This window comes from Micromonospora sp. NPDC093243 (assembly GCF_044753725.1).
Taxonomy (GTDB): Bacteria; Actinomycetota; Actinomycetes; order Mycobacteriales; family Micromonosporaceae; genus Micromonospora.
On record NZ_JBIVNT010000012.1, the window covers coordinates 118,973 to 131,338 of the forward strand.

Sequence of the window (12,366 nt, forward strand, 5' to 3'; positions counted from 1 at the left end):
CGCGCAGTAGGGCAGCTGACTGGGTGCCAAGTCGGTCGGCCCTCGTTGACCTGAGCTGGCGCAGGGTGGCGAGCGGGGGTCGGGATGTTGCCAACTTCAGTAGCCACCGGCAACACCGGTCCGCTGGTCGTGGCACTGAACGTCAAGGCCGCTACCTGCGCTGTCTGGACTGTCCCGGCACACTTGTGTCGTGGAACGGCACGAGTTCGGCGCCGCGGTGCGCCAGTTGCGGGAGAGTACGGCCCCTGCGACTGTCGGGCTACCGGTCGGCCGGCGGCGGGTGCAAGGGTTGCGGCGGGAGGAGCTTGGCGAGCTCGCGGGGATGTCTGCGGACTACGTACGCCGGTTGGAGCAGGGGCGCAGCCATCCGTCAGTTGGGGTGGTGAACGCCATCGCCCGTGCGTTACGGATCGGGCGGGCGGAGTACGAGCGGCTCTGCGCGCTGGCCGGGTACGCCGCCGCGGACGGGCAGGTGCCGAACGAAATCGGTCCGGGTGCGATGCGGCTGCTGGAGCGGTTCACGGACACTCCGATGTTCGTCTCCGATGCGGCGATGAATCTGGTCGCGATGAACAGTGCGTTCATGGCCTTGGGGCACTGGGATCGCACCGGGGACCCTTGGGAGTGGAACGTCGCCTGGCGTACGTTCTGCGATCCCTTCAGTGGTTTCAAGCAATCTGCGGCTGACGCGACCGATCATGAGGCGGTCCTCGTTGCCCGCCTGAAGAGCGCGCTGTTGCGCTATCCCGCCGACGCGTCGCTCGCCGCGCTGGTGGACGAGATGCGGAGCCGAAGCCGCCTGTTCGACACCTTGTGGCGGACGCCGCGACCGGTGGCGGCCTACGAGAGCAGCGCCGCGTTCATTCATCCGGACGGTGGCGCCGTCACGCTCGTCGGCAGCCTGCTCGCCATCCCGGGCGACGATTTGGCGGCTCTGATGCTCACCGCGGCACCGGGTTCGGCCGATTCGGCGCGTCTCGCTGAGATCGTCGGCGACGCCGGCGAACCGACCATCATCAAGGTGGGCCAGCCCGGCCCAGGTTAACCGCGCGGGATCCTGCCAGATTGAGTGACGTCTCCAGCGAACGCGGATCCAGCGGCTGCCTCCGGGCGACCCTGGTGACGCCGGACTGGACGCCTTCGCAGCTCGAAGCAATGCCGCAGGGGGTCACCTCTGCGTCGGGACCGCTTCGAGTTCGGAGCACATCGATGGCGCTCACGGAAGCAGGTTCAGTGATGAAGGCAGTGCGTTTTCACGAGTTCGGCGGTCCCGAGGTGCTGCGCTACGAGGACGTCGAGCAGCCCACCCCCGGCGCCGGTCAGGTCCGGATCCGCGTCGCCGCGACGTCGTTCAACGGCGTCGACGGCAATATCCGCGCGGGCTACATGCAGGGCCCGATCCCGGTCGAGCTGCCGCACACTCCGGGCATCGACGTCGCCGGCACGGTCGACGCGCTCGGTGACGACGTGGACGACGTCGCGGTCGGCGACCGGGTGATCGGCTTCCTGCCGATGACGGGGACCGGAGCGGCCGCAGAGTACGTGATCGCGCCGGCGGAGATCTTGACGGGGGCGCCCAAGAACATCCCGTTGGCCGACGCGGCGGCGCTCCCGCTGGTGGGCCTGACCGCGTGGCAGGCGCTGTTCGACCACGGCAACCTGACCACCGGTCAGCGCGTGCTGATCAACGGTGCCGGCGGAGCGGTCGGCGGATACGCCGTACAGCTGGCGAAGGAGGCCGGTGCCCAGGTGATCGCCACGGCCAGCCCACGCAGCGCCGACCGTGTCAAAGCCGCAGGCGCCGACGAGGTGATCGACCACACCAACACCGACGTGACCGCGGCGGTGACCGAGCCGGTCGACCTGGTGCTCAACCTCGCGCCGGTCGCCCCGGAACAGCTCGCCGCGCTCGTCACGCTGATCAATGACGGCGGGACCCTCGTCAACACCACCGTCTGGATGCCCGCCCCTTCCGACGAGGAGCGCAGCGTGCGCGGCATCGACCTGTTCGTGCGCAGCGACGCCGACCAGCTCGCCGACCTGGCCGCCCGCGTCAGCACCAGTGAGTTGCGCGTCGACGTCGCCCGGCGGGTGCCGCTGGCCGAACTGCCCGCCCTGCACGCCGACGCGCTGCCCGGCGGCAAGGTCGTCATCACCGTCGCCGACGCCTGATCACCCAGCCACGGACCACGAGGAGACGAACCACCATGATTCCCGACGACGACCCGTCCCGCTCACTGACCGTGGCGAACCCCGACGACCCCGCCACGACGTACATCTCGCTGGTGGGCAACACCTACGGCATGCTGATCACCGGCGAGCAGACCAACGGCCGGTACTGCCTGATCGACATGCGCGTGCCCGACGGCGGCGGCCCGCCGCCGCACCGGCACGACTTCGAGGAGATGTTCACGATCCTCGAGGGCGAGATCGAATTCACCTTCCGCGGCGAGAAGCACCTCGTACGGGCCGGGTCCACCGTCAACATCCCGGCCAACGCGCCGCACAACTTCCGCAACGTCTCGGGCGCACCGGCCCGGATGCTGTGCATGTGCACCCCCGCCGGGCAGGACGAGTACTTCACGCTCATCGGCGACGTCGTCGAGGGCAAGGACGCGCCGCCGCCGCAGCTGACGCCGGACGACCTCGCTGAACGCCGCCGCCGTGCGGCAGAGCTGGCCTCGACCTACCGCAGTGAATTTCTGTGACCACCGCGAGCAACCGCTACCGCTGACCGCCACGAGTCGCGCAACGGCGATGACCGCACCTACGCGTGCGGCCACCGTCGCGGCCCGGCCGGGCCCGCGTCAGCTCGTTCAGCCTGATCCAAACGTCCGCGTCACGGGGTCGCGGGTGGCGAGCTTGGCCGATAGGACGTCCAGAGGGAATCGGCGACCGCGACGCCCAGCAACACGATGCTGCCGGCGACGCTCAGGCCCAGACCCGGGAGGTGCGGCGCGAGTGGCGTGATGGCGACGGCCACGACCGTGGCCATCTTCTGCGACGTCAGGGCAAGGCTGGCGATGAATGTCAGGTCGAAGAAGAGTTCCAGCAGATCCGCTCGCTGTGGCCCCTCGACGATTCGGGTCAGCGGCCGGCGTGCGCCATCCCATCACCGAAAGCTTCCTCGATCTCGCGATGCCACGGCTGGGGCGCTGGGTGATCCGAGGCTCACCCTGAACGGGCATCGCACCCTTGGAGGACGAACCGCAGAAGTCGACGGCGGCGGGTGTCACGCGGGCGGGAGCTGATCGAGCCAGATCACGATCCCGGTCAGGTCGTTGAGGACGGCCGCGACGCCCGCCCTGATGGCGGCCGCGCAGCGCTCGCCGGTGAACGAGTCGGGGTCGTACGTCGAGGACATGCCGAGCCCCTCGCCCCGGAACGACGCGCCGGACCAGTCGACCGCGGTGACGTTGTGGGTGGGCTCGGCCAGTTCGGCGCCGACCACCAGGAACTGCTGCGACAGGTGGCTCGGGGTGACCAAGGCGAGCGGGTCGATGAGGTCGTTGCCCGCGCTGACGATGAGGTCCGGACTCATCTCGAGGGCCTTGACGATGCTGGCGACGGGGTTGTGGGCGTCGGGAACCACTGTCCTGAGGTCGACGTGCTCGTCGTCGGCCCACTCCTCGACCGCGGTCACCAGAGACCTGGTCGGGCGGTCGTCGCCCATGGTGAGCAGCACCACCCGGTAGTCCTTGGAGGGGTGTACGCCGGCCCAGGAGCCGGGCTGTGGCGTGACTGTCGACTCCGGGGCGGGCCGGGCTGAAGGGTCGATGAACCCGGGGCCGAGAGCGCCGACGGCACTGGGCTTGGGGTGCGGCCGGGACCAGTCGTTGCCGGAGCTGCATCCGGTGACCAGTGCGGCGGCCGCGGCGAGCATGGCAACGGCCCGAAGCGGGGGGCGCAAGGCGGTCGTCCTCTTCAGTGGTGGCGGAAAGGTGCGCGTGTCTTTCCCCGTATTCCTATCCCAGTTCCGGCCGGCTTCAATCCGCCAGCCGCCGTTACAGCCGCTTGTTCTCCGGCGGTTCGCCAACGGTCGGGCCCTCGTTCACCCGTGCCATGCAACGTGCACTGGCCATAGCGAGGGAGCAGCAAATGTTGGTGGGCGTCCGCCGTACCGTTATCGTCGCCATTGTCGGAATCGCCGCAGCGGTGATCGCCTTTTTGAGCGCCGGCCCGGCGTTCGCCCACGGTTTTTCGTCGACTGTGTACGCGAAAGTGACCGCGGGAGACGAGGGTCACATACGAACGGCGCTGGGGCTCGAATACGACCTGTTCGTCGTGTCGGCCGCCGATTCCGAGGACGACGACCCGCTCTTCCGGACGGGAACCGCCGCGTTCGAGGCCGGTGACGCCGGTGGGCAGGCCGCCGCGCTCAACACCCACGCGACGTCGGCCGTCAGGTACGTCACCGAGCGCTTCTCGGTCACCTCGAACGGCAAGACCTGCACACCGACCCAGGTCGGCGACTTCACGATCGGCGAGCAGGAGGGCGTGCCGTACGCCGATCTGCTGCTCGACTGGGCGTGCGCCGAGCGTGGTGACGAACACGAGGTGCGCAGCGAGCTGTTCTCCGACGACGAGGGCTACGTCAAGGGCACCAAGACGATCGTCACGTACGAGATCGACGGCCGGTCGGGTAGTGCCGCGCTCGACGCCGGCCGTCCCTCCTTCTCGACCGCCCAGTCGTGGTACGAACGGTTCTGGGAGTTCTTCCGCTTGGGCGCCGAGCACCTGCTGACGGGGATCGACCACATCCTGTTCCTGCTGGCGCTCATCGCCGGGTCGCGGCGCCTGCGGGAGGTCGTGCTGGCGGCCACGAGCTTCACCCTCGCGCACTCGGTGACGTTCCTGCTCGCCGCCCTCGGCCTGGTCGACGTGCCCGCCAGGGTCGTGGAGCCGGTCATCGCGCTGTCGATCGCCGTGGTCGCCGGCTGGCACCTGTGGGGGATCTGGCGGCGCGGCGACCACGCCACCGACCTGGAACCGGCGGGGCGTGGTCACTTCAACCTGGACCGCTCCGGCTGGATCCGCCTCGGCGTCGTGTTCTGCTTCGGACTCGTGCACGGGCTGGGTTTCGCGGGCGCGCTCGGGATCGACGAGGCGTGGTCGTGGACGTTGCTCTGGTCCCTGCTGGTCTTCAACGTCGGCATCGAGACGGTGCAGTTGGCGATCATCGCCGTTGTCTTCCCACTGCTTATCGCGTTGCGGCACCGTACGCCGAAAGCGGGCCTCTGGGTGACCGGCGCTATTTCTGCTGGCGTGTCCGCTATGGGGCTGGTCTGGTTCGTGGAACGCGTGTCTGGGTCCTGAGTATGGCTAACTAGTTCGGGAAGTGCAGCCAGCCGCAAGATCGCGTTCACGGTTGGTTCATGACGCGGCGAAAGCTTGAGATTGCTTCTCCGTCATCGGGAAAGCCAATCCATTTCTCTATTTGAAGAGGGAAAAGAGTCGATGGCATTGAGCACCTCGACGCGAGCCTCCGGGCTCGTGCGGCACCGAGTGGCCGCAGGGGTCACAGCGGGAGTTCTGGGCCTGGCCGCAGCCCTCGGTAGCGGCCTGACGGCCACCGCGAGCGCTGCCGAATCCACCACGCTCACCGGCGTCATCCTCGGTGTGGGCGCCAACGAGACCCAGCGCATCGTCACCTGGTACTCCTCTGCGGACACCGCGCAGAAGATCCAGGTCGCCCCGACCGCCGAGATCGTCAACGGTGAGTTCCCGGCCGGCGCGGTCAGCTTCGACGCCGTCGGTGCGGCGAACACCTCCACCACCGGTTTCAACCGGCACGCCACGATCACCAACCTGCGTGAGAACACGGCGTACACGTACCGTGTCGGCTCCGAGGGCAGCTGGTCGCCGGCGTACTCCTTCAAGACGCAGGACTTCGAGGGCAACTACGACTTCCTGTTCTTCGGCGACCCGCAGATCGGCTCCTCCGGTGACCGGCTGAAGGACCAGGCCGGCTGGGAGGAGACCCTGAAGGTCGCCACCGCGGCCAACCCGAACGCCGAGCTGCTGGTGTCGGGCGGTGACCACGTGGAGAGCGCCAACGACGAGGGTCAGTGGACCTCGTTCATGGCGCCCGACCAGCTGCGTCAGTACCCGGTGGTGGCCACCATCGGTAACCACGACGTGGGCGGCAAGTCCTACGAGCAGCACCACTTCACCCCGAACACCGACCGCACGGCCCCGTACTACGACAACGGGAACCCGGCGGGCACCAAGTCCGGTGGCGACTACTGGTTCGTCTACAAGGACGTGCTGTTCATCGACATCAACAGCAACAGCTACAACCCGGCTTCGGGTGGCGGCGGCGACGCGGCGCACGTCGCGTACATCACCGACGTCGTCAACAAGCACGGCGCCGAGGCCAAGTGGAAGGTGCTGGTCTACCACCACTCCATCTACTCGCCGGCCAGCCACGCCACCGACGGCGACAACAAGCAGCGGCGGGAAGACTTCACCACCGCCTTCTCCAACCTCGGCATCGACATGGTGCTGCAGGGTCACGACCACAGCTACTCCCGCAGCTACGCCATCAAGAACGGCCAGAAGGCGAACCCGGCGGAGCAGCCCGGCGCGGCCGAGGTCTACCCCGGTCCGGGTGGCGTCATCTACGTGACGGCGAACTCGGCCTCCGGCTCGAAGTACTACGACATCAAGAAGCCGGACAGCACCGGCACGGGTATCCGGGGCAACGGTCCGGACCCGCTGAACCCGGACAGCTACTGGTACAACTCGGTGCAGAACCAGGAGCACGTCCGCAGCTACGTCAAGGTGCAGGTGCGGGCCGACAAGCTCGTGCTGGAGAACCTCCGCAGTGGCACCTGCGCTGCCCCGAACGCGGCGGTCGAGAAGGGCCTCTCCTGCACCAACACCGCCGAGGGCCAGCCGATCGGCTCGGTCGTCGACAACGTGACGGTGCACCCGTACCACGGTGACGGCCAGGCCATCCAGGTCAACGTGCCCAACCCGGCCCCGGGCGAGTTCGGTTGGACGATCGACGGCTACAACGGCCTGGTCGACCTCGGCACCGCGCAGGAGCGCAACGGCACCTACTTCGGGGCGACCGGCAAGATCAACCCGATCCTGGTGTCGGACAGCCGCCGCTCGCTCGCCCCGTGGTCGATCTCGGCCAACGTGGGTGACTTCCAGGACGGCGACAAGACCTTCTCCGGCGCCAACCTGGGCTGGACGCCGTACGTGCTCGACGCCGGTGCCGGTGCCGAGGCCGGTGCCCCGGTCCTGTCCGGCTACGACGACCAGGGCAAGGGCCTCTCGGTCTCCAGCGCCCTCGGTTCGGCCGCGCAGGGCCACCCCCGCGGTGGGGCGAAGCTCGGCGCCGACCTGGACCTGAAGATCCCGGACAGCGTCGCGAAGGGTAGCTACCGGGCCACCCTCACGATCACTGCGCTGAGCAGCTGATCGAACTGTTCCACCGGGCGGGGTAGGACCTTCGGGGCCTACCCCGCCACCCGTGGCAAACCACCCAAGATCACCTCAAGGATCCGAGATGCATGCGCCCGTGACCCGTTGGAAGACCAGGACCGCAACCCTCCTCCGTACGACCGCCCTGTCCCTGCTCGCCGCCGTCGCGGCCGCCGGCGTCGGCGCGGGCCCCGCCGTGGCAGCGGACGGTAACGTCGCCTGGACGGTCCGGACGGCCTCCAACAGCTACGGCGCGGCCCGGTCCAGCTACAGCTACAACGTCAATCCCGGCGGCATGGTCGAGGACGCCATGGTCGTCGCCAACCGCGGCCCCGCGCCGCTGAACCTCTCCGTCTACGCCGCCGACGGTTTCACCACGGACGCGGGCCAGCTCGACCTGCTCACCAAGGACAAGAAGTCCGTGGCGATCGGTGCCTGGGCCCACCCCGGTGCGGGCAGCGTCGTGATCCAGCCCGGGAAGACCGCCCAGGTTCCCTTCAAGATCACTGTTCCCGACAACGCCACGCCCGGCGACTACGTCGGCGGCATCCTCACCTCCCTGACCCAGCCGGACCAGGCGCAGGGCATCAACGTGGACCGGCGCCTCGGGATCCGGATCAAGCTGCGGGTCGGCGGTGAGTTGAAGCCGAGCCTCGCGATCGAGGATCTGAAGGTGAAGTACGACGGCACGTTCAACCCGTTCAGCAAGGGCGACGCCACCGTCACTTACAAGATCCACAACACCGGCAACGCCGCCCTCTCCGGCCAGCAGGCGGTGTCGGTGTCGGGTCCGTTCGGCTCGCTGCGCGCCGAAGCGGGTGAGATCGGGGCGTCCCCGGAGCTGCTCCCGGGCGAGAGCTGGAACGTGACGGTGCCCGTGCACGGTGCGGCCCCAGCCGTCCGGCTCGCGGCGACCGCAACCCTCACGCCGCTGCTCACCGACGCGTCGGGCTCCACCACCTCGCTCGAGCCGGTCCGCGTCACGGCGCACGGCTGGGCCATCCCCTGGACCCTGTTGCTGCTGGTCGTGGTGCTGGCCGCCGTCGTCATCGGGGCGGTCCTCCTCCGGCGCCGCAACCGCGCGCAGCGCAAGCTGCGCGAGGACGCACGCGTGCGCGAGGCGGTCGATCAGGCGCTTCGCGACCAGGAGGCGCCGACGAGCTGACCCCGGTGGGACCGGCCGGATCCGGCTCGCAGCAGAGTTGGTGCCGTCACCTGCGCGCTGCCCGCGGACCGGCCGGTGACCCTCACCGGGGCGCTCGCCGTCGGGTTTGAAGCCGGGCAGCGGCGGCCCGTTGGACGCGGTCGGGACCGCGCCGTCAGCGCGGCGGCTCAGCCGGCCGGCGGTAGACGCCGTACCACCAGGTGGCGGCGAGTTCCTGGGCCGCCGCCGCGTCCCCGCTGCCGTCGTCGACGGTGATGTGCTGGGCCAGGAACCGATCCCCGCCGATGACGATCAGGCGGCTGGTCTGGACCGGGTCCATCTCCTTCGGCAGCTGGCCGCTCTCCTGCCCGGCCACGATCCGGTCTCTGGTGTTGCGGACGAACTGGTCCAGCCGGGCGGTCCAGAACTGGCGCACCTGCGGGTCGTACCCGGAGACCTCGCTGATCGCCGCCAGCACCGCCGCGTGCTGCCGGTAGACCCGGATGACCTGGCTGAAGACCTCGGTCAGGGCGGCCAGGCCGTCGGCGTCGGCCCCGGGCTGCCAGGCCGACGCGATGTCGAAGGACGTCTGGCTCATCGACTCGGCGAGCCGCATCAGCAGCTGGGTCTTGTCGGCGAAGTGGGTGTAGAAGGTCGACCGGGCGACCCCGGCCTCCCGGGCGATGCGCTGCACACCCAGCTCGGTGAAGCTCACCCCCTCGGCGAGCAGGCGCTCGGTGGTGGCGAGGATCCGGGCCTCCACCGGGAGGCGGCGGTCGCCGGCCGCTGAGGGCCGCCGGGTGATGGATGGCATAGCGGAATCCTAGGCACCTGGTGGGCCGAGGCGCCGAGCGCGACCTGCTACCGAGGGCGTGGGGCTGCTGGTGTGGAGCCTGCTGGCCGGCGGCTTGCTCCGGGAAGATCCACCGGGAGGGGACGGTCACCGAGGTGACCGCCGGGCCCGGGACCGCCGCTGCGGCCCGGACCCGGCGCGCGTCGTACCCGAAGGTCAGACCGCGGTGGCCGCGGTCCGCCGGGCCTTCTCGGCCCGCCGGCGCAGCTGCTGGTACGCCCCGGTCAGGCCCATCGCCCGACGGACCTCGACCAGGGTCTGGTGCACCTCGCGGCGAGTGCGCTCGGTGCCGTCCACGATCAACTGGTCGACCAGGCCACGGTCGGCCTCGATCTCGGCTCGACGTTCCCGGATCGGGTCCAGGAACCGGTTCACCGCCGCCACCAGCTGCTCCTTGACCTCGACGTCACCCACCCGGCCGGCCCGGTAACGCTGCTTCAGCTCGTCGACCCGGGCCCGGTCCGGGTTGAACACGTCGTGGTACGCGAAGACCGGATTTCCCTCGACCGTGCCGGGCACGTCGGCCCGCACCCGGTTCGGGTCGGTGTACATGCTCATCACCTTGCGGCGCACCGCCGCCGGATCGTCGCAGAGCAGGATGCTGTTGCCGCGGCTCTTGCTCATCTTGCCCTGCCCATCCGTGCCGACCAGGGTCGGCGTCTCGGCCGGGATCAGCTCCGGGACGGGGAACACCTCGCCGTAGAGGTGGTTGAACCGTCGGGCGATCTCGCGGGTCACCTCGACGTGCGCGGCGTTGTCCTTGCCGACCGGGACCACCTGCCCCTTCACGCAGAGGATGTCCGCCGCCTGGAGCACCGGATAGCCGAGCAGTCCGTACGGCATCTCCTCCTTCCCGGCGTCCCGGGCCATGTCCTTGAGCGACGGCACCCGTTCCAGCCGGGGGACGGTCACCAGGTTCTGCAGGAGGGTGTTCAGGTCCCCGACCTCGGGGATCGCCGACTGGAGGTAGAACGTGGCGCGGGTCGGGTCGACGCCGGCGGCGAGGATGTCGGTGACCATGTCGCGGGCGTTTCCGGACACCCGCCCGACGTCCTCGCGGCTGTTCCTCGTGGTGAGCATGTGCAGGTCGGCGATGATGAAGAAGCTCTCGTACCGCTGGTGCAGCCGCACCCGGTTGGCGATGCTGCCGACGTAGTGGCCGAGGTGCAGCCGCCCGGTCGGGCGGTCCCCGGTGAGCATCCGTGCAACGGACATGGTGATACGCCTTTCGTGCCTGGTGGAAGGTGGTTGACGCGTTGCGCGCACCGGTCGGGGACAGCTCGCCCCACCGGTCAGCGAGATCGGCTCAGGAAGCCGTCCGCCATCGCGCGCCGTCGCGGAACCGCAGCCCGCCGGCACGAAGGACGTCGATGATCTGCTCGCGGCCGTCGCCGGAGCTGGTCGGAACGGTGAGCACCACGCCGAGCGGGAGGCCGTCGACGACCTCGACAGCCCCGGGCGCGTAACTGCTCGGCCGGACCATGGCTCCACGGTAACCCGTACCGTGGTGCCGGTTCAGCCCTGCCGGTAGCTGTCCGCGTAGTAGCTGCCGACCCGGTGCCGGTAGTCCGGCTGGCCGTACTCCTGGGGGTCGAACGCCGGCGAGTCCTTGACCTGCTGGCGGGTGCGATCGACGTGCACGGTCCGGGTCTGGTGATCGACGCGGGCGACGGTGCCGGCCGGCAGCAGGACCTTGTGGCCGAGGATCCACGGCCCGGTGTCCACCACCAGGTAGCGCGCGTCGGTGTCGTCGCTCGCCCGGTCGATCGAGCCGATCCGGCCGTCGGTGGCCTCCACCCGGTAGCCGACCAGGTCGATGGGGGTGCCGGGGCCCGGGGCGTCCGGAGCGTCGGCGCCGCCGGGCGGCTCGTCCGCCGGGCCGTCGTCGGGGGCGGCTCCGCTGTACCCGCCGGCGAGGGCGGACGGGTCGCGCCAGGCCCAGGGATTGAACGGGGCGGACGGCATGGGCACCTCCGATGGGTCTGCTTCTGCTCCTACCCAGCAGTGCCCGGTCCGTTTCCTCAGGAAACAGCGGGGCAACCTGCCTCGGTGCCCAGGCCGGTGCGCTCGCCGCCACGGGGGCATCGGGGCCTGCGCACCGCAGGCCGGCTGGCCTGGGGTTCGGCACCGGTGGTCGGATCAGGACGCTGGCATACTCGGCTGCCATGGTGCTGTCGCGTGGCTGGGCTCTCTTCCTCACCGGGGTCGGCGTCTGGACCTGGGTGATCTGGCCGAGGTTCGCCCTCGCCATCTGGAACGACCCCCGTTCCTGGTCGACCGGGACCGTCGCGGACGGCGCCGCCACCAGCTTCCTGTGGGTGCACGCCCTGCTCATCGCGGCGTCGCTGGCGATCGGGACCACCGTCGGAGTGCTCGGCGTGCGGGCCTGGCTCGCGGCTCGGCGCCGGCGCAACGCATCGCCGTCCTGAGCGTTGTACGGGCCGACGGGGATGGTGTGACGCGGGACGCTCCGCGCCGATTTGACGATCAAACCCACGGACGCGTAACTTTCTCTCTGCCAGCGCGGAACGGGGCAAACGGGACGAAAGCCCGGGGGCCTTGAACCGGGACTGGCAACCGGAACCGGAGAGGTCAGCCTCTGCGGGATCGGACCGGGCGGTGCCCCGGATTCGCCGCGAGGCGGATTTGGTGAGGCGCAACCGACCGGGTAAGGTTGACGACCGGCAGGGCACCGGGCGAGCTTGCGGGAGACCGCAGCGGCCGGCCTGCCGAATCCGATGATCAAGCCAGTGGTTCGCCGCTGCGCGTGTTCAGCGGAGCCAACCCGTACGAAGCACGACAGACCGGCACAGACCGGTTTGACACGGCGGAGACGGTGAGGTAACGTAGTAAAAGTGCCCGGCGCGGGAGCGGCGGGGACGGTGAACGGAATTGCCCCGGATGGGGGCCTCCTGGTGGGGGTTCTTCTGATGGT

Annotated in this window: 12 protein-coding genes; 7 read left to right on the top strand and 5 right to left on the bottom strand. The window is 69.7% G+C overall.

The features are described 5' to 3' along the window. The first annotated feature begins 190 nt into the window (after positions 1 to 190). From ACIP9D_RS31165 to ACIP9D_RS31175, 3 genes are all read left to right on the top strand, one after another. On the top strand, positions 191 to 1,045 hold the full coding sequence (locus tag ACIP9D_RS31165; protein ID WP_350877125.1) for a helix-turn-helix transcriptional regulator: 855 nt from the start codon (positions 191 to 193) through the stop codon (positions 1,043 to 1,045). A gap of 191 nt (positions 1,046 to 1,236) precedes the next feature. Continuing rightward, the gene (locus ACIP9D_RS31170) at positions 1,237 to 2,172 is read left to right on the top strand and encodes an NADP-dependent oxidoreductase (RefSeq protein ID WP_350877192.1); all 936 of its coding nucleotides are present in this window, start codon (positions 1,237 to 1,239) and stop codon (positions 2,170 to 2,172) included. Between the two features lie 35 nt (positions 2,173 to 2,207). After that, positions 2,208 to 2,708 (top strand): cupin domain-containing protein, encoded by a 501-nt coding sequence (locus ACIP9D_RS31175; RefSeq protein WP_350877123.1) that lies wholly within the window; start codon positions 2,208 to 2,210, stop codon positions 2,706 to 2,708. Positions 2,709 to 3,232: 524 nt separating this feature from the next. On the opposite strand, the gene ACIP9D_RS31180 is transcribed toward ACIP9D_RS31175, so the two are convergent. Continuing rightward, entirely contained in the window at positions 3,233 to 3,910 is a 678-nt protein-coding gene (locus ACIP9D_RS31180) for a hypothetical protein (RefSeq protein ID WP_350877121.1), read from the bottom strand. 152 nt (positions 3,911 to 4,062) lie between these two features. Between ACIP9D_RS31180 and ACIP9D_RS31185 the strand changes: the two genes are divergently transcribed. The 3 genes from ACIP9D_RS31185 (at position 4,063) to ACIP9D_RS31195 (ending at position 8,599) form a co-directional block, all read left to right on the top strand. After that, positions 4,063 to 5,316: a HupE/UreJ family protein gene (locus tag ACIP9D_RS31185; RefSeq protein WP_350877120.1), complete on the top strand. Its 1,254-nt coding sequence runs from the start codon at positions 4,063 to 4,065 to the stop codon at positions 5,314 to 5,316. A 141-nt stretch (positions 5,317 to 5,457) separates the two neighbouring features. Continuing rightward, the gene (locus ACIP9D_RS31190; RefSeq protein ID WP_350877118.1) at positions 5,458 to 7,431 is read left to right on the top strand and encodes a metallophosphoesterase family protein; all 1,974 of its coding nucleotides are present in this window, start codon (positions 5,458 to 5,460) and stop codon (positions 7,429 to 7,431) included. A gap of 88 nt (positions 7,432 to 7,519) precedes the next feature. After that, on the top strand, positions 7,520 to 8,599 hold the full coding sequence (locus tag ACIP9D_RS31195) for a WxL protein peptidoglycan domain-containing protein (protein ID WP_350877117.1): 1,080 nt from the start codon (positions 7,520 to 7,522) through the stop codon (positions 8,597 to 8,599). A 154-nt stretch (positions 8,600 to 8,753) separates the two neighbouring features. Here the strand turns inward: ACIP9D_RS31195 and ACIP9D_RS31200 are convergent, their stop codons facing one another. From ACIP9D_RS31200 to ACIP9D_RS31215, 4 genes are all read right to left on the bottom strand, one after another. Beyond that, a complete protein-coding gene (locus tag ACIP9D_RS31200) occupies positions 8,754 to 9,392 on the bottom strand; it encodes a TetR/AcrR family transcriptional regulator (protein ID WP_350877115.1) in 639 nt (212 codons plus the stop codon). Positions 9,393 to 9,587: 195 nt separating this feature from the next. Continuing rightward, positions 9,588 to 10,646, bottom strand: a complete 1,059-nt coding sequence (gene trpS / locus ACIP9D_RS31205) for a tryptophan--tRNA ligase (protein WP_350877113.1) — start codon at positions 10,644 to 10,646, stop codon at positions 9,588 to 9,590. Between the two features lie 91 nt (positions 10,647 to 10,737). Further along, a complete protein-coding gene (locus ACIP9D_RS31210; RefSeq protein WP_350877112.1) occupies positions 10,738 to 10,914 on the bottom strand; it encodes a hypothetical protein in 177 nt (58 codons plus the stop codon). Positions 10,915 to 10,946: 32 nt separating this feature from the next. Further along, positions 10,947 to 11,396: a PRC-barrel domain-containing protein gene (locus ACIP9D_RS31215; protein ID WP_350877111.1), complete on the bottom strand. Its 450-nt coding sequence runs from the start codon at positions 11,394 to 11,396 to the stop codon at positions 10,947 to 10,949. 200 nt (positions 11,397 to 11,596) lie between these two features. On the opposite strand from ACIP9D_RS31215, the gene ACIP9D_RS31220 reads away from it, so the two are divergent. Next, complete coding sequence (locus ACIP9D_RS31220; protein WP_350877109.1) at positions 11,597 to 11,860, top strand: SCO4848 family membrane protein; 264 nt, start codon at positions 11,597 to 11,599, stop codon at positions 11,858 to 11,860. The last annotated feature ends 506 nt before the right edge of the window (positions 11,861 to 12,366 follow it).

Coding starts and splice junctions, on each gene's coding strand:
- ACIP9D_RS31170 (WP_350877192.1), top strand. CDS start 1,237: ATGAAGGCAGTGCGTTTTCACGAGTTCGGCGGTCCCGAGGTGCTGCGC.
- ACIP9D_RS31175 (WP_350877123.1), top strand. CDS start 2,208: ATGATTCCCGACGACGACCCGTCCCGCTCACTGACCGTGGCGAACCCC.
- ACIP9D_RS31185 (WP_350877120.1), top strand. CDS start 4,063: ATGCAACGTGCACTGGCCATAGCGAGGGAGCAGCAAATGTTGGTGGGC.
- ACIP9D_RS31190 (WP_350877118.1), top strand. CDS start 5,458: ATGGCATTGAGCACCTCGACGCGAGCCTCCGGGCTCGTGCGGCACCGA.
- ACIP9D_RS31195 (WP_350877117.1), top strand. CDS start 7,520: ATGCATGCGCCCGTGACCCGTTGGAAGACCAGGACCGCAACCCTCCTC.
- ACIP9D_RS31200 (WP_350877115.1), bottom strand. CDS start 9,392: ATGCCATCCATCACCCGGCGGCCCTCAGCGGCCGGCGACCGCCGCCTC.
- trpS (WP_350877113.1), bottom strand. CDS start 10,646: ATGTCCGTTGCACGGATGCTCACCGGGGACCGCCCGACCGGGCGGCTG.
- ACIP9D_RS31210 (WP_350877112.1), bottom strand. CDS start 10,914: ATGGTCCGGCCGAGCAGTTACGCGCCCGGGGCTGTCGAGGTCGTCGAC.
- ACIP9D_RS31215 (WP_350877111.1), bottom strand. CDS start 11,396: ATGCCGTCCGCCCCGTTCAATCCCTGGGCCTGGCGCGACCCGTCCGCC.
- ACIP9D_RS31220 (WP_350877109.1), top strand. CDS start 11,597: ATGGTGCTGTCGCGTGGCTGGGCTCTCTTCCTCACCGGGGTCGGCGTC.